Genomic DNA, 19,971 nt, shown 5'->3' on the forward strand with positions numbered 1-19,971 from the left:
AAGGCTAAGCCCAAGGAGACGGTTCAAATGGCCGGAGCCGTTTGCTGAACAGGTTCTGCCGGCGCGTCATGGTCAACCAGGGAGTAGTGTTCCCAAGCCCGGCTGCGCCAGCGGAAAAACATGATGACGGCCCGCGTCCACTCGTCCGCCGCAATCGCCAGCCAGATGCCGGCCAGACCGAGATGAAGCTGGAAGACCAGAAGATAGCCGAGCGGCAGCGACATGCAAACCATGGAGAGCAGCCCCATATAAACGGGGAATTTAGCGTCTCCGGCAGCCCGCAGGGAGTTGATGATGACGATGTTGACCGTACGTCCGGTCTCCAGGACGATGCTGAGCAGCATGACTTGAGAGCCCAGCCTGATGATCGTCAGATCGTCCGTAAACAGGTGGAACAGAGGAACCCGGAAAGCGATAATGATCAAATCGACGACCACGGTAGCCGCGAGCGCCCACTTTGCGCTTTGCAGAACGCGGGTATAAGCGTCCTGCTGGCGTCGGGAGCCCACATAATGGCCGACAACGATAGCGGTCCCCATGCCGATTGCCATGCTGAACAGATAGATATAGGACGAAATATTAACCGCATACTGGCGGGTAGCCATCGCTTCCGCACCGAGATAAGTGACGTATAAGGTAAAAATAAGCTGGCAGATCTGATAAACGATGCTTTCAAAAGCGGAAGGGATGCCAATCTTCAGAATTTTGAAAATATATTGCTTAGACAGCTGCAGGTAATACTTGACCCGGACCCGGACTTCCATGACCCGGTACATCAGCCAGAAGAAAATCATCAGGCAGATCAGGCGGCTGAATACGGTAGAGATGGCGGCACCCTGGACGCCCAGGGGAGAAAATCCGAAATGCCCGTAAATCAGCACATAGTTGCCGGCGACGTGAAAAACGTTCATCAGCAGCGACACAATCATGGTCTGCTTCGTAAAGCCATGCGTCCGGATGGTCGCCGCCAGCGCATTAATCAGCGCCTGCAGGAAGATGCCTCCCCCGACGATTTGAATATAAGAAACGGCATAATCCAGAATAGCGCCGTTCACATTCAAAAGCTGCAGCATCGCTTTGCCGGACAGCAGAAATACGGCGCTGAGCAGGATGCCGACGGCGAGGTTGATCGTAATGGCGTTGCCTGTGACCCGGGCGGCTTCGATGAGCTTTTTTGAACCCAGGTACTGGGCCACGACGATGGCTGCTCCGTTGCCGATCACTTCCAGCACCAGGATAGCGATCGAGATGATCTGGTTGGCGGCGCCGACGCCCGCGACCGCATCATCGGACACCGAGCTGATCATAAACGTGTCCACGCTGCCCATCAGCATGAAGAGAAACAGCTCGAGAAAGATAGGCCAGGTTAAACGGAACATACTAAATTGACTTTTAACGGCAGCAGACGGGTTATCGAGGGTCTTGCTTTCCAAGTTGTCACCTTCCAGACTTTCAGAAATGAGGATCTTTCCTGTATTCAAAACGGACGACTTAACAACGATCTTCGTATAAACAAACGTATATTAGCACAGTTTTTTTGTAATTACAGCAATTAAAATGTAAATTAATGAAATCCCCTAAAATTTTCAGAGAGTTGTCCAAGGGGATTATTGAGGGATTATTCTTTTTGGATCGTTTTACATGGGAGTTCCAAGCCCGTTTTGGCAAATAAAAAAAACCTGCAGCCAAGATCAGGGGCCCCCTTTACCTGTCCTGAAAAAAAGGGCCTCATCCAAAGTCTGCAGGTCGTCTACGTCATACTTCCGTCTTTACTTTCTTGCTTTCCGGCTCTTACTTGCCGAACAGCTTTTCGGCATCGTCGAGCGCCATATCTTGGCCCAGAGCGGAGTAGTCCAGCCATTTTTGTCCGTCCAGCATATAGACATGGTTGTTTTTGACCGCTTTGAGGTTTTTCCAGAGCGGGTTGGACTCCAGCGCGTCGAAATTCGCTTTGGCCGTGCTGCCCGTGCTGATAATGACAAAGATGGCGTCGGCGTCAAAGTCCGGAAGCACTTCTTGCGAGATGGTCTCGTACGCTTTGTTGATTTTCTCTACGCCGTCCGCCGGCTTCAGCTTTAATTCCTCGAACATGATCGGGCCCATCGGATGGCCGGCTCCCATGACCCGCAGCTCCTTCGCCGTAGAGCGGATCGCCATCACCTTGGCGTCTTCGCCAAGCTTGGCATGGATCAGCGCGCTTACTTTTTCAGCTTTATCCGTATATTTCTGAATGAAGTCGGCTGCCTGCTGCTCACGTCCGGCGTGTTTGGCGATTTCGTTCAACTGGTCCTGCCAGGTGCCTTCGGCTGTATTGACGGTGATCGTCGGCGCAATCTTTTCAAATTTCGAGATATCTTGGCCGGAATAGGTCTCATCCAGGAAAATCACGTCCGGCTTGGAGGCCAGGATCGCTTCCATATCCGGATCGTTGACCGTGCCGTATTTGGCGGCTCCCTGCAGCAAATCCTTCACGTGCGGGAGAAAATCCTTCACATCGCCGCCGATCACGGAACCGACGGGCGTCAAGCCGATCGCCAGCAGATCGTTCGTAATATGGATGGAAATCGAAGCGATTCTTGCATCCGGCTGGCTTTTCAGAATTTCATCGGCCTTGGCAGAGGTGGACGAAAGGTCCGAAGTACCGGAGGCTGCAGGATCGGCAGAAGCGGTATCTCCGGCGCCGTTTGAGGAAGCCGGGGCCGCCGAAGCGGCGGAGCTGCCGGCATTATTGGAAGCATTTTGGCCGTTTGTAGCGGAATTTCCGCAGGCGGACAATATAAAAACGAGAGTAAGAATCAACAACGGGGTAAGCCATTTGAATTTAAGCACAAAGTTTCCCTCCAGCTATTTGTTCGGTATTTTTTATTTCTATAGAAAAATTACTCAGTTTTTGCTTCTCATTAGCAGCGTAAAAAACAGCGGTGCTCCAACGGCGGCGACCACTACGCCCGCAGGGATGGAATTGGGCGCAAAAATCGACCGCCCGATCGTATCCGCCGCCGTAAGGATCAGCATGCCCGTCAGCGCCGACAGGGGCAGCGAATGGCGGTGCATCGGTCCGGCCAGCCTCCGGGCGATATGCGGGGCGAGCAGGCCGATGAATCCGATGCCGCCCGCCATCGAAACGCTGGAGCAGGACAGGGCCACGGCCACGCTGAGCAGAATCAGCCGGTTCTGCGTCACCTTGTTGCCGATGCTGACGGCCGTTTCATCGCCCAAGGCGAAGGCGTCCAGCATTTTCGACTTCGCGAACACGAAGGGAAGCAGCAGCACGATCCAGGGCAGGAGCGCCAGCACGCTGGTCCAATCCCGCCCCCATACGCTCCCGGCCAGCCAGTTGGCCGCAAAAGCGTAGGTGTCCGGGTCGAGCCGGAGCGCCAGAAACAGGGTGACGGCGCTGAAGCCGGCCTCGATGGCGATGCCCACCAGGATCAGGCGGATCGGGACAAGACCTTTGTGCCGGTCATAAGCCAGCGCAAAAATCAGCGCGGCGATGACCAGTCCTCCGCAAAAAGTGAAGATCGGAATGATCAAAGCCGAAGGCCCTTCCAGCGTCCGGAAGAAGGAGACAAAAATCATCAGCCCGAAGGCGGCGCCGGAATGAAGGCCCAGAATGCCCGGATCGGCCAAGGCGTTGCGGGATACCCCCTGTAGGACGGCCCCGGCTGCCCCTAGTCCGGCCCCGGCCAGCAAAGTGACGACGATCCGTGGAAGACGGTATGTAAACAATACAAGCTGATCCTGCGGAGAGCCGTAGCCGAGCAGGGTCATGACAAGCTCGCGGGGCGAGAGGCGAATCGTCCCCGTATTGATGCTGATGACAAATACGACAATCACGGCCAGCAGCAGAAGCAGGCCGAACAGCCAGGCCCGGGCTCCCCGGTTCAGGGTTGAAGGAAGCATCGTTAGAGCGACCTCCCTTCTTTTCGGGCTAAATATAAGAAGAACGGTACGCCCACCAGCGCAACCATCGCTCCTATGGCAAATTCACGGGGCGGATTGACCATCCGGGAGGCGATGTCCGCCAGCTCAAGCAGAATGCCGCCAAGCAGGGCCGACATCGGAATGACCAGCCGGTAGTCGACGCCAACCAGCCTTCGAGCCACGTGGGGCACCACGAGACCTACAAAGCCGACGGCCCCGGCTACGGAAACCGAGGTGCCCGCAAGCATTACGGCGGCCGTCATGGCCAGCACGCGGATCCGTCCGGCGCGGACGCCGAGGTTTACCGCCGACTCGTCGCCTAGCGACAGGAAGGTGATCGACCGTCCCATGGAGACGGACCAGATCAGCGTCGCAAACACGATAGGCGCCAGCAGCTTCAGATGCGACCATCTTACCCCGGCGACGCCGCCGGCATACCAGAAAGCCAGGTCCTGGCTCAAGCCGTAATAGACGGCTATCCCGGTGCTGAACGAATGAAGCAGCGCGGCGGCAACGGCCCCGGCGACCGTCAGCTTCAGCGAAGATAAACCTCCCGGCGTTGCGGAGCCCAGCAGCACGATAAACAGCGTGGCCAACGCCGCTCCGGCAAAGGAAAGCAGGATCAGGTTGAAGTACGACAAACCCGGCAAAAAGGCAAACGCCAGCGCCACCACAAATGCGGCTCCCGCATTAACGCCAAGAACGCCGGTATCGGCAAGCGGATTCCGGGTGACTCCCTGCATCAGCGCTCCCGCAGCGCCGAAGGCCATGCCGGTAATGGCCGCGCCAAGGGCTCTCGGCAGGCGGAGATTCCGGATAATCTGATGGGCCTCATCATTGGGATCAAAGCGGAAGATGGAGGCCAGGACATCTGCGGGCGGGATACTTTTGGCTCCGTAAGAGACGGCGAGCAAAACGGCAAGCAGCAGCCCGGCCGCTGCCGCCGGCAGCCATAAAGCCCGCCGGAAGGTTTTGCCGGGACGATTAGGTTGACGGAACATATCGGGTTCTCCAATTAATATTGATAATCATTATCAATGAATAATTATAACGGCCCCTCAACTCCCGTACATGACATTATCCAAGGTCGAAAACATGGACAAATCCAAGATGGGAGGAGAGGGCCGTTTCAATTTGTTGGGCGATAACGCTGGAAATCGGGTGGCTTCAAGGCTGCGTGAGCAGTTGGAAGGCCTGCTCCAGCTGCCAATCAACGGCATATGGAGCATAGGGTTTCCATTTCGGCCAGGAAATAAAACGGACCTTGCCCGCGCGTACGGCGGGGTGGGCCGCCCAGGCCTCGTTTTCCCGGCACAGCCGCTCCATGCGGGATTGCTCATCGGCACTTGAGACGGCGATAAGCAGATAATCGGCTTCGTAGGCACCAATTTCCTTCTCGGGCAGGGCGGTCCAGTTGAAGTGGGTGCCCGCCGGGTAAGGCTCGGTCTGCCTGACGATCCGCTCCGGCGGCGCAAGCTGCAGCGAGCGGTAGAAGACATGACCGATGTTGCGCATGCCGTACATCCGCAGACCGGTTGCCCGGACAACACAAATCGCTATAGAGACCGGTCCGATACGGCGCTTTAATTCGCCGCGAAGCTCTTCGGCTCTCCGCTCGTGACGCTCGCGCCACAGCCTGGCTTCCGTTTCCCGGCCGGTGAGTCCGGCAATCACGGATAAGTGGGTATAAAGATCCTGGGTGGCCCAAGGGATGGAGATAACCGGGGCGAGGTCATTGACGTGCTCCATTGCTTTGGCCCTCACGTTGTCCTTGCACAGAATTAAATCCGGCTTCAATTCGGCAAATATTTTCCGGCGTACCTCCCAGGGGTCCGAGGCATGCTCGGGCAAATCCAGTTCCATCGTATCCAGCGGCAGGCCGGGGTAGGTCTGGGCCGCAATCGGGCTCAGCCCCAGGGTGTACAAATGATCGGTGTAGGGAGCGGAGAGGGAAATGATCCGGAAATCCTTCTTCTTGACGTATACGGTCGGGGCGAGGCCCGCCGTTTTTTTAAACCTGCGGCTGAAATAGAACTCATCCTCGTAGCCGATCTCGTAAGCAACTTCGCGGACCGATTTGCCCGTCTGCAGCAGCAGTTCCTTCGCCTTATTCATGCGCAGGCGCGTCAGGTATTCAACCGGCGTAAGCTCCATCGTCTGCTTGAACAGCTGGGCGTAATAAGTCGGATGAAGCTGCACCAGCTCGGCCAGCTTGTCCACCCGGATATCCTGCTGGTAATGCTGCTGCATGAAAAGAATGGAAGACTTGAGTTTGGACAACGTATCCTCGAATCCCGTCTCCGTTTCGTTCTCTACGGAAAGCAGAAAATCCAGCAGGCTGTATAGCTGCTGCTGGGCGAGCAGGCGGCTGCGGCCCCCGGCGCAGGCATCGGCCGTTCCTCTGCCGGGTTTCATGGCGTTAAACAGGCGTTTGAACCTTTTTTTGCTTAGGGTGTGCTCACGTACGCCGGGGAAATCCAGTACCCGTTCATAAGAACGGTAGGACAGCGTCCCTTCGGACAGCCGGTACAAATCAAAGGAGATCCAGTAAAACTCCGTATCTTTACCCGGTTTAGGAGGAAACGTCAGCGTGACCTCGCTCCCCGGAACAAACAAATATAAAGTCTCATCGCGCAGGGCCGGCGCCGGCGGTGCATCGTCTGTGGAAAGCTGGGAATGGGAATGGCCGTGCCCTTGCCCCGGAGCGGAGACGTAAAGGAGCATGTGATGCGCAAGCGGCTGCGGCCTAACCGAAGCTGCCCAGGGCGGGACAGCGGTGCTGGAGCGGACTTCCACGATCTCAATCAAGGTTTGCTGCAGGAAGGCCTGTTCAGGTTTGGAAGTGTTCATGTCTATCGCTCCTTTAATTCCTGAAGATCAACCCTATCTTACAACAGAAGAATACTTAAGGGAATTAAGCCCCCCCGGGCTTTTATCCCAAAAAGTGGATAATCACACACACTATGCATAGAAACGCCCCTTTTTTTGGAAGCGTTACCGAATTATGATCACCATGCAACCCTTATGGAATCCAGAATGAAGATGGGAGGGATACGCGTTTTTGTGATACCGCTTACATCAGGGTTGAAATTTAATCAAGCGAATAGATAACGATGGTAAAAGCACTATGGGATGTCCAGTATTCGAACGAATCTTTCCTAATGAAGGGAGCATGCAATTCGTGAAAATTCAAAGACGTTTCATCGCCTGGGCCTGTATCTTAACGATGATGGCAGGCACATTTTTTACCTCTTTTGGAGGGTTCGAATCCGTGCATGCGGCGGGCGGACCAAATTTAGCGGCGGGCAAACCCGTCTCGGAATCCGGGCACGCCGATGTTTATGCGGCGTCCAACATCACGGACGGGAACGCGGGGACTTATTGGGAAAGCTCCAACAATGCCTTCCCGCAATGGGCCCAGGTGGATCTCGGAAGCGAAGCCGCAGTCGACCAGGTTGTGCTGAAGCTGCCATCCGGATGGGAAAGCCGCACGCAAACCTTGTCCGTGCAAGGAAGCGCAAATGGAACCAGCTTCTCGAATCTTAAGGCATCGGCGGGTTATACGTTTGATCCGAATACCGGCAATACCGTAACCATCGATTTCCCTGCAGCCAGCGTCCGTTACGTGCGGATTCTCGTGACCGCCAACACAGGCTGGCCGGCCGGACAGATCGCCGAGCTGGAAGTGTACGGCACTTCTTCCCCGTTGGAGCCTTCGGCCATTCCGGGCAAGATCGAAGCGGAAAATTACACCGCGATGAACGGCATCCAGACCGAACCGACGTCCGATAACGGCGGCGGCCTCGATGTGGGCTGGATCAATGCCGGCGACTGGTTGGACTACAGCGTGAACGTGCAGAGCGCGGGCGCTTATACTGTAGAGTATCGGGTAGCCAGCAATTCGGGCAGCGGCGAAATTCAGCTCCAGTCCGGCGGGACGACGCTGGCTACCACCGCGGTGCCAAACACCGGCGGCTGGCAGAACTGGCAGACCGTAACCGCAAACGTGACGCTTAACGCGGGATCGCAAACGCTTCGCGTTTATGCCAGCGGATTCGATTTTAATATCAATTGGATCAATTTTACGACGGGCAGCATCTCGGATAACCAGGCTCCATCGGCTCCGGCCAACCTGGCTTTCACGCAGCCTGCGCCAGTGACGATCAGCCTTACCTGGAATGCGTCCACCGATAATGTCGGCGTCACCGGATACGATATCTACGCGAACAACCAGCTTCGCGGCAGCGTAAACGGATCGACGGTCACTTTTTCCGATACGCAGCCGGCCAGCTTGACGGTTACCTATTACGTGATCGCCAAGGACGCTGCAGGCAATACATCCGCTCCAAGCAATTCCGTGACCCGGAACGGCTCGGGCGGCGGCAACGGATCGAACCTTGCGATCGGTAAAACCATTACGGCCTCTTCTTCCACGTTTACTTTTGTTGCGGTCAATGCCAACGATAACGATGTGAACACCTATTGGGAAGGCAGCGGACATCCAAGCACGCTCACCGTGGACCTTGGCGCCAACGCCAGTGTCACATCGATTGTGCTCAAGCTGAATCCGGCCAGCGCCTGGGCTACACGCACGCAAACGATTCAGGTGCTTGGGCATGATCAAAACTCGGCGGCTTTCACCAATTTGGTCTCCGCCGCCTCCTATACGTTTAACCCCGCTTCGCAAAATACGGTAACGATTCCCGTAAATGCGACTGCGAGCAGCCTGCAGCTCCGGTTTACGGCCAACTCGGGAGCGCCGGGCGGGCAAGTTGCCGAATTCCAGATTATCGGCACGCCGGCCCCTAACCCGGACTTGACGGTAACCGGCGCTTCCTGGTCTCCGGCCTCACCGATTGAGACCAGTGCCCTCACGCTTAACGCTACCGTTCAGAACATCGGCACGGTTGCCTCCGCGGCTACCAGCGTAAACTTCTATCTCGGCACCACTATGGCCGGAACGGCCTCCGTCGGTGCGCTTGCCCCAGGCGCTACAGCGAATGTCTCCGCAAACATCGGGCCAAAAGATGCCGGAACTTATGCGGTGACCGCCAAGGTCGACGAAAGCAATACCGTGATTGAAACGAATGATTCGAACAACAGCTTTACGAATCCTTCGCAGCTTGTCATAGGCCAGGTGCAAAGCGCCGACCTGATCGGGACGACATCATGGACGCCCGGCAATCCAAGCGCGGGCAATACCGTTACCTTCACCGTGAACCTCAAAAACCAAGGGAATATCGCCTCCGCAAGCGGCGCCCACGCTATCACGGTAGTGCTGAAGAACGCCGCAGGAGCCACCCTGCAAACCTTTAACGGCACTTATAACGGAAGCCTGGCTGCAGGAGCGTCCGCGAACGTAACGGCAGGAACCTGGACGGCGGTTAACGGCAGCTACACTGTCACGACAACGATCGCTCCGGATGCCAACGAAGCCGCGGTCAAACAGGCGAATAACACCAGCACCTCCAGCCTGTATTCAGGCCGGGGCGCAAATATGCCGTTCACCATTCTGGAAGCGGAGTCTTCCGCGAACAACACTAACGGGACGAAGCTGGCTCCGAACTTTACGCCGGGCGACTTTGCCGGTGAAGCTTCCGGCCGTTCGGCCGTTTATCTCGATGCTACCGGTGAATACGTGGAATTTACGCTGACTTCGCCGGCTAATGCGTTTGTGCTGCGCAATGCCGTCGCCGAAAATACCACCGGTACGGTAAGCGTGTACGCCAACGGCGTTGATAAAGGCAGCTTTAAGGTGACCTCCAAGTTCTCTTACCTGTATGCAACGCCTTCAACGCTTGGACGTCTTGGCTACGACAATTCCGGCTCCAAGGCTTACTGGCTGTACGAGGATTCGCAGCTGATGCTGGATCAGGTGTATCCGGCCGGAACGAAAATCAAAATTCAAAAGGACGCCGGGGACGTTCCATGGATTTATGTGGACATGATCGAGACGGAAAACGTCGCTCCGCCTGCCGCCAACCCGGATCCGAGCAAATATGTTCAGGTTTCGGCTTCCAAATCCATTGAGCAGGCGCTGACCGAATTCCGCCAAGATCCGACTAAAAAAGGGATCTTCATTCCTGCCGGCGAATGGACGATTTCGAATAAAATCTTCCTGTACGGCCGGGCAACCGAAATTATCGGCGCAGGCCCATGGTACACCAAACTGACGGCACCGCAGGATCAGACGAATACGGACGTCGGATTTAATATCAGTTCCGCCGCAAACGGCTCTACGATCAGGGATCTGTCCGCCTGGGGCAACTATGTTTACCGGCAGGACGGACCTGGCAAGTTCATTGACGGCAACGGCATGCAGAACGTGACGATCGAAAACATCTGGGCCGAACATTTTGTCTGCCTGTATTGGGGCGTGAACTCTTCCCACAATACGTTCAAGAACAACCGGATCAAAAACATGTTTGCAGACGGCATCAACATGACCAACGGATCGTCCTACAACATCATCGACAACAACTATGCCCGCGCCACCGGGGACGATTCCTTTGCCCTGTTCAGCGCCATCGATGCCGGCGGTTCTTACAACGTAGGCAACAAGTACACCAACCTGACCGCCACCAACGTGAGACGTGCCGCAGCTTTTGCGGTTTACGGCGGTCAGGATAACCTGTTCCAGAACCTGTACGGCGCGGATACGCTCACTTATCCGGGGCTCACCGTCAGCAGCCTCAGCTTCGGATACAACACCTTGGGATTCGGCGCCATTGACACCGTCATCGACGGGGTTACGCTGGACCGCACCGGCGGGGACTTCTGGACCAGTGTCGGAGCCGACGACAAGATCAACGATTATCAGAACTTCGGAGCCATCTGGTTCTTCGGCGGCGACAGGGATTTGAAGAACATCCTCGTGAAAAACGTCGACATCAACAACCCGGTTTATTTCGGTCTGATGTTCCAATCCAAATCGCCGGAGAATCTGCCGATGCAGAATATCCGCCTGGAGAACATTATGATCAACAACCCGGCCCGCTACGGCATCAAGCTGGTTGCCAAAGCCGAAGACGGGCAGGGACCTGTGATCGGCGGAGCCAGCTTCACCAATGTCAAAGTGAATAATCCTGGCATTGCGGCTATTTACGGCGAAAACAAATCCCCGAACTTCACCGTCAACCGGGTATCGGGTAATAACTGGTGATTTAATCATCTGCTTGGCGGAGTTCAGCCTCCGTTTACTGAAGGTGTGGGAAAAACTGCTCGAAGCGAAACAAAGGACACCCGCGAGGGTGTCCTTTGTCGTTCTTATGAAGCTTCAAAAGGGCCGGTTAAAGGGCGCCGCAGGCCAGCCCGCACGTGCAGCGATGCTTGCCGAACAGGAGCGGATAGCTTGCCGCAAATTCACGGTTGACCCGTTGAACTTCCTTGGCGAACTCTTCCGCATCCGAGGGGATGAGACACAACTCATCCGCCTTTTGCTGCTTGTCGATCACCGCGCCAGGCGGAACAAACCGGTTGTCTCCGATAACTACCTTACTCGAAACGATTGCGTTATTGGAGATATAGGTGCCTTTTCCGACGATGGCCTGAAACACAAGCGAATGAAAGCCAACAAACGCCCCTTCCCCTAGGAAGGCAGGCCCATGGATGATTGCCCCGTGCGCAACAGTGACGGAACGATCCATATAGATCGAATAAGGCTGCCCGTTAACCTGTACTCGCCCTTCTTTCAAGCCATGAAGAATGACGCCGTCCTGCAGGTTGCTGCCTTCCCCGATATAAAAGGGTGTGCCCTCGTCGGCGCGTATGCTGACATTGGGTGCGATAAACGTATCGGTTTTGACGGTTACATCCCCGATGACGCTTGAGAAGGGGCCCACAAATACCCCCTCTTCGATCTGCGGCTCCGATATTTTCGGGTTGAAGCTCGTGGCCGGATTCGGACTGATAAACATGACCCAGTGGTTAAAGGGCCCTTCCGGGTAAGTAGGCAAACGATTTACTCCTCCTTATGCAACTTTACATTTAATTCAATGTATGTAATTGGCAAAAGGAAGGCGACTGCCTATAGCCTATACCCCCGGATTTTGTTCAAAACGCCGAATGATTTCCAGCATGACCTGAACGGCTTTTTCCATATTGTCTACCGAGATGTATTCGAATTTGCCGTGATAGTTTTCGCCGCCGGTGAACACATTTGGGGTAGGCAGTCCCATATAGGACAGCTGGGAACCGTCCGTGCCGCCGCGGATCGGTTTAACGATCGGCTTGATGCCGAGCGACTCCATCGCCTGGTAAGCGATGTCGACGATGCCTTTTACAGGCTCGATTTTATCTTTCATGTTGTAATACTGGTCATGCAGGTCAAGCATGATGCGCTCGGAGCCGTATTTGGCTTTAAGCTCGTCCACGACCTTGGTCAAATAAGCTTTTTTGTTCTCGAATTCCTGGCGGTCAAAATCGCGGATGATGTATTGGACCTTCGTCTGCTCCGTATCGCCCGTGATGCCCAGCAGGTGATAGAATCCCTCGTAGCCTTCGGTCAATTCAGGAGTCTGCTCGGCCGGAAGCTTCTGCTGGAGCTCCATGGCGATTTTGATGGAGTTGACCATTTTATTTTTTGCCGTACCCGGGTGCACATTGGTGCCTTTAATCGTAATTTTGGCGCCGGCCGCATTAAAGCTTTCATATTCCAGCTCGCCGAGCGGCCCGCCATCCATCGTATAGGCGTATTTCGCGCCAAAAGCGGCTACGTCGAATTTGTGCGGCCCTCGGCCGATTTCCTCGTCCGGCGTAAAGGCTACGCGGATTTTTCCGTGTTTGATCTCCGGATGCTGAATCAGGTAATCCATCGCCGTCATGATTTCGGCTACGCCGGCTTTATTGTCCGCGCCGAGCAGCGTAGTGCCGTCCGTGGTAATCAGCGTGTGGCCTTTATAGCTTGGCAGCTCCGGAAAATCCTTGGCGGACAAAACAACGTTCAGCTCCTGGTTCAGGACAATGTCGCTGCCGTCGAAGTTTTCAATCATTTGCGGATTAACGCCTGCTCCCGTAAAATCAGTTGCCGTATCCACATGCGCGAGGAAACCGATGACCGGGACTTCCTTGTCCGTGTTGGCCGGCAGGGTGGCCATGACGTAGCCGTTGTCGTCCATCGTCACTTCGGCCATGCCGATCGCTTTCAGCTCGTCCGCCAGCTGGCGGGCCAGCGTCAGCTGCCCGGGCGTGGAGGGGCAGGTTTCGCTTTCATCGTTGGATTGCGTATCCACTTTAACGTAGGATATAAAACGTTTCACCATTTCTTCTCTCAAAATCAGACAGCTCCCTTCGAAACTTCGAATATCTCTTATTATTGCGCTTATTGAAACAATTGGCAAAAGCAAACCGGTGAAGCTGAACGAAAGAGCGGTGAACAAGAGCCGGACCGTGCGGAAACCACGCGTCGAATTATGTATAATCCAGTATCATTCCTGACGAATGTTGGGTAAAATATAGAAATGATTAAAGAGACAAGGGAGGCTGTTATGGGAGAGAACGCCATCATCCGCTTCGATCAGGTGACCAAGCAGTACGATCAGGACGAGCCCGTGCTGAAGGAAGTCAGCTTTGAAATAGAACGCGGCAAATTTTATACGCTGCTCGGTCCGTCAGGCTGCGGAAAAACAACGATTCTGCGTCTGATCGCCGGATTCATTGAACCTTCGCAAGGCTCGATTTATTTGAACGGAGCCGTTATCAACCAAGTCCCGCCGAACGAGCGGCAGGTCAACACGGTTTTTCAGGACTATGCTTTGTTTCCCCATTTGAATGTATATGAGAACGTGGCTTTCGGGCTGCGCATCAAAAAGATGAAAAACGACGTCATTTCAGAGAAGGTCAGCGAAGCGCTGCGCCTGGTGAACCTGGAGGGCTACGAGAAACGCCAGATCACGGAAATGTCAGGCGGCCAGCGGCAGCGCGTCGCCATTGCCCGGGCCATCGTAAACGAACCTGAGGTTCTTCTGCTGGACGAGCCGTTGTCCGCGCTGGATTTGAAGCTCAGAACCGAGATGCAGTACGTGCTGCGCGAGCTGCAGCAGCGGCTGGGCATTACGTTTATTTTCGTTACGCACGACCAGGAGGAAGCACTGGCGATGTCGGACGAAATTTTTGTCATGAACCAGGGTGTGATCCAGCAGAGCGGGACGCCAAACGACATTTACGATGAGCCGATCAACCGGTTTGTGGCGGATTTCGTGGGCGAGTCCAATATCGTGCCTGCGGTGATGATCGAAGATAACCTGGTGGAATTCAACGGACGCCGTTTCGAATGCGTGGACCAGGGTCTCCGTCCGAACGAAAACGTAGAGATCGTGATCCGTCCGGAGGACCTTGAAATTACGTCGCTGGAACAGGGCAAGCTGCGCGTCAAGGTGGACACCCAGCTGTTCCGCGGCGTGCACTATGAGATCAGCTGTTATGACGAGTCCGGCCAGGAATGGCTGGTGCATTCCACCAAACGGGCGGAGCCGGGCAGCATGATCGGCCTCCAGTTCGAACCGGAAGCGATCCATGTCATGAGATTCGGAGAAACCGAAGAAGAGTTTGATAAACGCCTGGAATCCTATGAGGTATCCGGCCATGTCACGTAATTCCCGCGGATTGTACCTCATCCCTTATTATTTGTGGATGGTGCTGTTTGTCGCCCTGCCCGTGGTTCTGGTCGCGTATTATTCGTTGTTTGATATTGAAGGGCATTTCACCTTCTCCAATTACGCGAATTTTTTTACGCCCGTTTATTTGCGGATGACGCTGAGCTCGTTCTGGTATGCGCTGCTCATTACGTTATTCTCGCTGCTGGTCGCTTACCCGGCGGCTTATGCGCTGACGCGGACCAAACATAAGCAGCTGTGGCTGCTGCTGATCATTTTGCCGACCTGGATCAACCTGCTGCTGAAGGCTTATGCATTTATTGGCATCTTTGGCACTTACGGGCCGGTCAATTCGCTTTTTAAAGCGATCGGTCTTGGCGAACATCAGATTTTGTTTAATGATTTTAGTTTTGTGTTTGTGTCCGTTTATATTTTTATCCCGTTTATGATCATGCCGATCTTTAACGCCCTGGAGGACATTAATCCAACGCTGATTGCGGCTTCCCGCGACCTGGGAGCGTCGAGTTTTGTCACGCTGCGGCGGGTGATTTTTCCGCTGACGTTGTCCGGCGTCCGTTCCGGCTGTATGGCCGTCTTTATTCCGGCTTTGTCCCTCTTTATGCTGACCCGGCTTATTGCAGGCAACAAGGTGATCACGCTGGGCACGGCGATTGAGCAGCACTTTCTGGTCACGCAGGATTGGGGCATGGGCTCGACGGTAGCCGTCTTCCTGATTCTGATCATGGCGGTGCTGATGCCGGTGCTCGGCGGCGGAAGAGAGGTGCGGAAATGACTGAGAAAAACAAGCTCGGCAAGGTTTATCTGTTTATCGTGTTTGTGGTGCTGTATGCGCCGATCTTCTATCTGATGTATTACTCCTTCAACAGCGGCGGCAATATGCACGGCTTTGAAGGGTTTACGCTCGAATGGTACAGCGAGGTCTTTCATGACACCCGCCTGATCATCATCGTGATCAATACGCTGGTCATTGCGCTGCTGTCCTCTGCGATCGCTACGATCATCGGGATTGTGGGCGCTTTGGCTATTGACCGGATTCGCCGGAAACGGGTGAAAAATACGATCCTGTCGCTCAACAACGTGCTGATCGTCAGTCCTGACGTCATCATCGGCGCCTCGTTCCTCATTCTGTTTACGATTGCCGGGATCAAGCTGGGCTTTACCTCGGTGCTGCTGTCGCATATCGCGTTCAGCGTGCCGATTGCCGTGCTGATGATTCTGCCGCGTCTGCAGGAGATGAGCCCGACGCTGGTGGATGCTGCGCGCGACCTAGGCGCAAGCAGCCGGGACGTGCTGATGAAGGTCATTTTGCCGTTTATCAGCCCGGCGATTTTGTCCGGATTTTTTATGGCGCTTACGTATTCCCTGGACGATTTTGCGGTGACTTTCTTCGTGACCGGCAGCGGGTACTCGACGTTATCCGTCGAAATTTATTCGCGGGCCCGGGCGGGCGTGTCCTTGTCGATCAACGCGCTCTCCACGCTGATTTTCCTGCTGACCGTAGTCCTTGTAGTCGGCTACTATTTGGTGTCCCGGAGCAGCACGCGCAAACGCAGCAAAGAACCTGCGGCGGAATTGGGGGTGCCTGAATGAAACAGCTGACCCGTATTTTTGCAGTCGTGTTAATCGTGGCTTTCGGACTGATGGCGCTTGCGGCCAAGCTAAATTCCAGCCAGGGTTATTCCGGCTCCAACACGCTTACGATCTATAACTGGGGCGATTACATCGACCCTGACCTGATTACGAGGTTTGAACAAGAAACCGGAATCACCGTTATCTATCAAACGTTCGACTCCAACGAGGCCATGCTCACCAAAATCGAGCAGGGCGGAACCACGTTTGATATCGCGGTGCCGTCCGACTATGCCATCGACAAAATGAAGGAGGAAAACCTCCTTCTCCCGATCGACCACAGCAAAATCCCGAATTTGTCCAAAATCGATCCGCGATTCTTGAACCTGGATTTCGACCCGGACAATAAATATTCGGTGCCTTATTTCTGGGGGACAGTCGGCATCGTTTATAATCCCGAGCTGACCAAGGGTATCGAGTTCAACAGCTGGAACGACCTTTGGAATCCGGCGCTGAAGAACAACGTGCTGCTGACCGACGGGGCGCGTGAAATCATGGGCATGTCCCTGAACAGCCTCGGCTATTCCCTGAACGATACAAACGAGGACCATCTCCAGGAAGCGCTGCGCAAGCTGGAAAAGCTGTCGCCAAACGTCAAAGCGATCGTCGGCGACGAGATCAAAATGCTGCTCGCGAACGGCGAAGCCGCAGCGGGCGTCGTTTTTTCCGGCGATGCCGCGGAAATCATGGACGAGAACGACACGCTCGATTACGTGGTTCCGAAAGAAGGCTCGAACCTTTGGTTCGATAATATGGTGATCCCGAAAACGGCGAAAAACCTGGACGGTGCGCACAAGTTCATCAACTTCATGCTGGAGCCGGACGTAGCGGCGCAGAACGCCGAATACGTCGGCTACGCCACGCCAAACCAGGGGGCGCTGAAGCTGCTGCCCGAGGACATTTCGGGCGATACCCGGTTTTATCCTTCGGCTGAAGTGACCAATAACCTCGAGGTTTACAAAAACCTCGGCAAACGCATGCTCGGTCATTATAACGAGCTGTTCCTGGAGTTTAAGATGCACAAAGGTTAAATAGGAAATTTGAAAAAAATGAATCGTATGGGAAACGGAAGTCCTTCGGTTCATTTTCCCCAGAAAGGAAGGATAGGGTGAAAGACAAGCTGGCCCGTCTACGCATCGTCCGGTTCCTGATGGCTGCCTTTCAGACCAAAACCGTCCGGATCTTGATCCCTGTCTTGATCTTCGGTTTGGTGGTTTGGGCCGGGCAGCATGAATTGAAAAAAGTCCGCCTTGGCGTCATGGTAGCCGAGCTGAGACGGATACCGCCCGGAGCGCTGGCTGAAATTTTCAGCCTTGCGCTTGTTTCCGTGGCGGTGATGTCGTGTTACGACTTTGTGATCCGGCGTCAGTTCCGTTTCCAGGTAAGCGCAGGAAAAACTTTCCGATATTCCTGGATCTCGAACACCTTCAACAACCTGCTCGGTTTCGCCGGGTTGACCGGGGCGGGCGTCAGGACGCTGCTTTATAAAAAAAGCGGCGTGCCGATGGCGTCGATCACGGCCGGAGTTGTCTTTTTATCACCGGTTGTGCTAAACGGACTTTCCGTCATGGCCTGGCTCGAAATCTTCGGCTTGTTTGAAGCCAAAGCGCTGCTGCACGAGCATAAATGGATCAACTTGGCCGTTTGGGCCATCGCTCTTTACCTGCCCTTGTTTGTCGCCCTGCAGCGGACGAAGCTGTTTGCGAAGTGGTTCCATAAGCAAGGCCAAGATTTGTTTCCCTGGCGGACGATTCTGGAAGCCATCGGGGCTTCTTTTGTGGAATGGCTGTTTGCCGGCTTGACGTTCTCCCTGATCGCACATTACGTGCTGGGGGGCGTTACGTGGCGGGAAATGCTTGGTTTGTACACGGTCGCCGCGGTCGGCGGCATCTTGAGCATGGCGCCGGGAGGCGTCGGGGCTTTCGACCTGACCGTGCTGCTTGGCACGAAACTGATGGGTTTTCCGGCTGAAAGGGCCTTGGCGGTCATCGTGCTGTTCCGATTTTTCTATTACATCATCCCTTGGTGTATCGGTCTGATTCTTTCGATCTTCGAGCTGGGCTTTCGGGGACGGAGAGCCAGTCCCGAGGAGGAGGAACGGCAGCTGCTTGAGGTTCCGCTTACCTATTGGCAGAAGCTGTGGGGCTGGCCGGGACAGTTTCGGTTTCTGAGCGATCTGGGCGTATGGGCGCTTGGCAAACTGGTGCTGCTCAGCGGTCTGATCCTGCTGCTGTCCGCAGCGACGCCGGGGCTGCTGTATCGCATCCGGATGTCGCAGGAAATCCTGTCTATGCCGGTTATGCACCTGTCGCACCAGCTTTCCGTTATTGTCGGCTTTGTGCTGGTGGTGCTTTCCCGCGGCATTTCGCTCCGGGTGCGGCAGGCTTACGTCTGGACCAGCATCATGCTGCTGGCCGGCGCGGTGTTTACATTTACGAAAGCTTTTGATTACGAGGAAGCCGTCTTTCTGCTGCTGGTTGCGCTGATGCTCTGGATCTCCCGGGGACGTTTCTACCGCAGCGGAGCTCCGATCATCCGCCGGTCCGTGGTGTTATGGCTGGTGATCTCCGTGGTCATTGCTTTTATTTATTACTGGCTTGGAAGCCATATTCATTACAGCTTCTTTAAGCATCTGCATTTGAAAGAACCGTTAATCGGCCGGATGCCGGGCCGGGCGTATGCGGTCAACACGGCCATAGGTCTGGTAGGGGCCTGGATTGTGCTGGTCCTGATCTTTTCCTTACGGCCGGGCAGTCTGAAAGTAAAAGGTGCAAGCCCCGAGGAGCTTGAACGGCTGCGTGAATACCTGAGGAACCATAAAGGCAATCTGCTGACCCATATGCTGTTCGCCGGTGATAAAAGCTTTTATTGGGCCCAGGATGGAGAAGTGCTGCTGCCTTATTCCAAAGTGAGGGATAAACTGGTGGTGCTGGGGGATCCGCTTGGAAAAATAGAGCTGGTATCCGCCGCCATTGCGGAATTCCAGCATTATGCCGATCTTTACGGCTTGTCGGTCGTATTTTACCAGGTTACGCCGGCCTATCTACCCCTTTACCATGACAATGGCTGCCGGTTCTTCAAGCTGGGGGAAGAAGCGCTGATTCATGTAGATGATTTCTCGCTAGCCGGCCGGAGGAACGCAGATCTGCGCAGCGTCCGAAATCGCTTTGAACGGGAAGGCTATACTTTTGAGGTTGCAAATCCTCCGTATGGGGACAAACTCCTGGAGGAGCTGAAAGGGATCTCCGATGCCTGGTTGAAAGGCCGCCAGGAGAAAGGTTTCTCGCTGGGCTGGTTTGAACCGGCTTACCTCCAGGAAGCGCCGCTGGCGCTGCTGAAGAATCCGGAAGGCTCTGTCATTGCCTTCGCTTCGATTGCCCCTTCCTATGATGGGGGAGAGACGGTATCGATTGACTTGATGCGGCACAGCCCAGGCGTACCGAACGGCACGATGGACAACCTGTTCGTGCGGCTGCTGGAATGGTCTAAGGAGAACGGCTACAAGGTATTTAATCTGGGAAATGCACCGCTGTCCAGCGTAGGACAGAAGGATAGGGCACTGCGCGAGGAGCGGCTGGCCGGTCTTGTGTTCCAGCACGGTGGCCACTGGTATGGCTTTAAGGGCCTTCGGAAATACAAGGAGAAGTTTAATCCACAATGGGAACCGCGGTATCTCGCTTATCCTGCGTCCGCATATTTGTCGGTGCTGACGCTGGATTTGGTGCGGCTGGTTTCACGTAAAGTAAAACGGATATAATTTTATTAGGAATTTGGGTTGTCTGATGGATTCAGGCAGAACCTCGAC

At 54.9% G+C, this 19,971-nt stretch carries 13 protein-coding genes; 6 read left to right on the forward strand and 7 right to left on the reverse strand.

Annotated elements, in window-relative coordinates; all coding sequences use genetic code 11:
• Positions 1-23: 23 nt before the first annotated feature.
• From AC3ZPD_RS07775 to AC3ZPD_RS07795, 5 genes are all read right to left on the reverse strand, one after another.
• Positions 24-1,379 carry an MATE family efflux transporter gene (locus AC3ZPD_RS07775; RefSeq protein ID WP_490983885.1) on the reverse strand — a complete coding sequence of 452 codons (1,356 nt, stop codon included), beginning with the start codon at positions 1,377-1,379 and terminating at the stop codon, positions 24-26.
• 412 nt (positions 1,380-1,791) lie between these two features.
• Complete coding sequence (locus tag AC3ZPD_RS07780) at positions 1,792-2,829, reverse strand: ABC transporter substrate-binding protein (protein ID WP_490983710.1); 1,038 nt, start codon at positions 2,827-2,829, stop codon at positions 1,792-1,794.
• A gap of 54 nt (positions 2,830-2,883) precedes the next feature.
• A complete protein-coding gene (locus AC3ZPD_RS07785; RefSeq protein ID WP_490983711.1) occupies positions 2,884-3,903 on the reverse strand; it encodes a FecCD family ABC transporter permease in 1,020 nt (339 codons plus the stop codon).
• Between the two features lie 2 nt (positions 3,904-3,905).
• Complete coding sequence (locus AC3ZPD_RS07790; RefSeq protein WP_490983712.1) at positions 3,906-4,925, reverse strand: FecCD family ABC transporter permease; 1,020 nt, start codon at positions 4,923-4,925, stop codon at positions 3,906-3,908.
• A gap of 166 nt (positions 4,926-5,091) precedes the next feature.
• Positions 5,092-6,774, reverse strand: a complete 1,683-nt coding sequence (locus tag AC3ZPD_RS07795; RefSeq protein ID WP_490983713.1) for a helix-turn-helix domain-containing protein — start codon at positions 6,772-6,774, stop codon at positions 5,092-5,094.
• Between the two features lie 322 nt (positions 6,775-7,096).
• Between AC3ZPD_RS07795 and AC3ZPD_RS07800 the strand changes: the two genes are divergently transcribed.
• Positions 7,097-11,086 (forward strand): carbohydrate-binding protein, encoded by a 3,990-nt coding sequence (locus AC3ZPD_RS07800; protein WP_490983714.1) that lies wholly within the window; start codon positions 7,097-7,099, stop codon positions 11,084-11,086.
• A gap of 127 nt (positions 11,087-11,213) precedes the next feature.
• On the opposite strand, the gene AC3ZPD_RS07805 is transcribed toward AC3ZPD_RS07800, so the two are convergent.
• Together AC3ZPD_RS07805 and pepT are read right to left on the reverse strand one after the other, a co-directional pair.
• Positions 11,214-11,879, reverse strand: a complete 666-nt coding sequence (locus tag AC3ZPD_RS07805; RefSeq protein ID WP_490983715.1) for an LbetaH domain-containing protein — start codon at positions 11,877-11,879, stop codon at positions 11,214-11,216.
• A 78-nt stretch (positions 11,880-11,957) separates the two neighbouring features.
• A complete protein-coding gene (gene pepT / locus AC3ZPD_RS07810; RefSeq protein ID WP_490983716.1) occupies positions 11,958-13,196 on the reverse strand; it encodes a peptidase T in 1,239 nt (412 codons plus the stop codon).
• Between the two features lie 213 nt (positions 13,197-13,409).
• Between pepT and AC3ZPD_RS07815 the strand changes: the two genes are divergently transcribed.
• The 5 genes from AC3ZPD_RS07815 to mprF all read left to right on the forward strand — a co-directional run bounded on the left by AC3ZPD_RS07815 (position 13,410) and on the right by mprF (position 19,923).
• Positions 13,410-14,516, forward strand: a complete 1,107-nt coding sequence (locus tag AC3ZPD_RS07815; protein ID WP_490983717.1) for an ABC transporter ATP-binding protein — start codon at positions 13,410-13,412, stop codon at positions 14,514-14,516.
• Positions 14,506-15,309, forward strand: coding sequence for an ABC transporter permease (locus AC3ZPD_RS07820; RefSeq protein ID WP_490983718.1), 804 nt, complete (start codon positions 14,506-14,508; stop codon positions 15,307-15,309). The genes AC3ZPD_RS07815 and AC3ZPD_RS07820 overlap by 11 nt, the downstream gene beginning before the upstream one ends.
• The gene (locus AC3ZPD_RS07825) at positions 15,306-16,127 is read left to right on the forward strand and encodes an ABC transporter permease (RefSeq protein ID WP_490983719.1); all 822 of its coding nucleotides are present in this window, start codon (positions 15,306-15,308) and stop codon (positions 16,125-16,127) included. Before AC3ZPD_RS07820 ends, AC3ZPD_RS07825 begins: the two co-directional genes overlap by 4 nt.
• On the forward strand, positions 16,124-17,197 hold the full coding sequence (locus tag AC3ZPD_RS07830; protein ID WP_490983720.1) for an ABC transporter substrate-binding protein: 1,074 nt from the start codon (positions 16,124-16,126) through the stop codon (positions 17,195-17,197). The genes AC3ZPD_RS07825 and AC3ZPD_RS07830 overlap by 4 nt, the downstream gene beginning before the upstream one ends.
• A gap of 119 nt (positions 17,198-17,316) precedes the next feature.
• Positions 17,317-19,923: a bifunctional lysylphosphatidylglycerol flippase/synthetase MprF gene (gene mprF, locus AC3ZPD_RS07835; RefSeq protein ID WP_490983886.1), complete on the forward strand. Its 2,607-nt coding sequence runs from the start codon at positions 17,317-17,319 to the stop codon at positions 19,921-19,923.
• Positions 19,924-19,971: the final 48 nt, after the last annotated feature.

It is taken from the genome of Paenibacillus mobilis (assembly GCF_058267595.1).

Coding starts and splice junctions, on each gene's coding strand:
- AC3ZPD_RS07775 (WP_490983885.1), bottom strand. CDS start 1,379: ATGTTCCGTTTAACCTGGCCTATCTTTCTCGAGCTGTTTCTCTTCATG.
- AC3ZPD_RS07785 (WP_490983711.1), bottom strand. CDS start 3,903: ATGCTTCCTTCAACCCTGAACCGGGGAGCCCGGGCCTGGCTGTTCGGC.
- AC3ZPD_RS07790 (WP_490983712.1), bottom strand. CDS start 4,925: ATGTTCCGTCAACCTAATCGTCCCGGCAAAACCTTCCGGCGGGCTTTA.
- AC3ZPD_RS07795 (WP_490983713.1), bottom strand. CDS start 6,774: ATGAACACTTCCAAACCTGAACAGGCCTTCCTGCAGCAAACCTTGATT.
- AC3ZPD_RS07800 (WP_490983714.1), top strand. CDS start 7,097: ATGCAATTCGTGAAAATTCAAAGACGTTTCATCGCCTGGGCCTGTATC.
- AC3ZPD_RS07815 (WP_490983717.1), top strand. CDS start 13,410: ATGGGAGAGAACGCCATCATCCGCTTCGATCAGGTGACCAAGCAGTAC.
- AC3ZPD_RS07820 (WP_490983718.1), top strand. CDS start 14,506: ATGTCACGTAATTCCCGCGGATTGTACCTCATCCCTTATTATTTGTGG.
- AC3ZPD_RS07825 (WP_490983719.1), top strand. CDS start 15,306: ATGACTGAGAAAAACAAGCTCGGCAAGGTTTATCTGTTTATCGTGTTT.
- AC3ZPD_RS07830 (WP_490983720.1), top strand. CDS start 16,124: ATGAAACAGCTGACCCGTATTTTTGCAGTCGTGTTAATCGTGGCTTTC.
- mprF (WP_490983886.1), top strand. CDS start 17,317: ATGGCTGCCTTTCAGACCAAAACCGTCCGGATCTTGATCCCTGTCTTG.